The following is a 2,014-nucleotide window of genomic DNA, read 5'->3' on the forward strand; positions in this document are numbered from 1 at the left end:
CCCACATTCCGCACTTCACAATGTAGTACGAAAAGATACATGAACGATAATCAAAATTTTAGCCAACAAATTAATAGATAGAACATAAAAAAGTGAGTGGCACAACTATTGTTGGTGAACCAGGGAGTTCTATTGGCAGCAGAAAATACAGGAGCAACTACACTCCTATTGAGAGCATCAATCAATTTTTTCAATTCAAGTATTGCGATCGCGGAAAATTGCGTCAGCAGTATCGCTTATCCGCAGCGTATCACAGATAATATTTTTGACAACAAGAGGGTAAAAACTGTAAAATCAAACTCCGTTCTTCTGTGAGATTAACTACTTTTTGAGATTGATTTATTGTCAACAAATGCACCCCTTGAAAGCATTGAAATATCCATCTTAATGTGGGAGTATTTGTCGGCTTTCCTAACTGGTTTTTGAGGAGATTACTGGTTCTTTTTAAAGTATTTCTTAACTCTCTTTGTCCGAGATTATATACTAATAAACATATTGACATAACAAATAATATTGTCTCTACTCTTTGAGGTTTTTCCACAAAAAAACTATCAGCAAAAAAATGTGGGTCTTTGAGGAACCTAAAACCTCTTTCACAAGCCTGCTGATTTTTATAGTTCCACAGTATTTCTGGACTTTTAATTTCTGAATTTGACTCAATATTAGTCCCCAGAATAAATCGACCTGCCACTAAAGTTCTTCTTTCTATCTCTGAGACTCTTGGTTGAATTTTTATGTGATGATGATAGACTATAGACTGTTTATTCAAAATTTTTTCCTTAATTTCTAAAGATTCCACATTCCATAATTTCAGTTTTTTGTTGATAGATTTTAAGTAATTTTGAGCTTGAGTAACTGTATCAAATCCGGTTGTTTCTAATTTTTTAGCTAACTTTAATGCCATCTTTTTTTCTTGTTCAATTTTTGATTCTAACTTCTGGATATCACTTTTTTTCCGGGGTTCACTTTCCACAATTAACCATCTTTGTTTAATGCCAGCATAAGTTACATTTTGCTCCAACCATTTATATCCTTTTTCTTGAAGTAACCTGGTTATTTCCTGAATTACTGGGTCTGTTGAAGAGATGATTTTTACTTTTTCCAGGTCTAATTCAATTACTTCTTTAGCTTTTTTTAAAGTCATTGGGACTCTAGTTATCCATTTTAAATTAGAGATTAATTTCAGATTCTCTTGGCTATAGAGGGCACTATCACAGACCATAATACTATCTAGTTTTATTTGTTTTTTCACCTCAGTTAAAATTTCACCAAATACTGCTTTATCTGATTCATTCCCATCCGCAGCTCTCATAAAGAATGGTATTCCACTATCACTACTGACAACTAAATCTAATACACATTGTTTTAAATCTGGTCGATGGTCGCGGGAATATCCCTTTGTAATTAATATTGGTTTTTTTTGATGATTTTCAGTAGCTTCAATTTGATTATATTCCCCATGCAAATGAAATGATGTTGAATCTAAGTGAGCATATTTAGTTTCAATTTCAAACTTTTTGATAACTAATAATCCTATTTCTATAAATAAATTTGTTAATCCCAATTCATAGATCTCATCCATTACTCTACCTATCTTATCATCGTTTAAATATTCACTCTTTATACCTGTTCCTAATAATTTTTCTACAGCCTTATCTTCAAAGAACTGACTAAACAAATATAAAGGACGTGATACCATACCTAACCCATTGATAATTAAAGCTTTAATTACTTGTCCAGCAGTAATTTTTTCTCGATTATCTACTCCTAATTTTTGGTTAATTATTGACACTATTCCTATCTCATCAATTAGTCCTGCCACTATTCCTAAGTGGTCGATATTTGTGACTGTTATTTCTTCCATTAAAGACATTTTTTTATACTCAATAATCATGGGATCATCAGCTTTATGATCTCACTTGAAGTCACTAAATACCATAAGTAATTCTACTTAATTAAATAGACAAGTTTTTTTGTGGTATGTTGTAATTCAAATTGAAGTGCGGAATGTGGG

Annotated in this window: 1 protein-coding gene; it reads right to left on the reverse strand. The window is 31.8% G+C overall.

Features of this window, described 5'->3' with window-relative positions; translation table 11 throughout:
* Nucleotides 1-250: 250 nt before the first annotated feature.
* Complete coding sequence (locus F6K23_RS40230) at nucleotides 251-1,873, reverse strand: IS1634 family transposase (protein ID WP_293166777.1); 1,623 nt, start codon at nucleotides 1,871-1,873, stop codon at nucleotides 251-253.
* Between the last annotated feature and the right edge of the window lie 141 nt (nucleotides 1,874-2,014).

It is taken from the genome of Okeania sp. SIO2C9 (genome assembly GCF_010672455.1).
Taxonomy (GTDB): domain Bacteria; phylum Cyanobacteriota; class Cyanobacteriia; order Cyanobacteriales; family Microcoleaceae; genus Okeania.

Coding starts and splice junctions, on each gene's coding strand:
- F6K23_RS40230 (WP_293166777.1), bottom strand. CDS start 1,873: ATGTCTTTAATGGAAGAAATAACAGTCACAAATATCGACCACTTAGGA.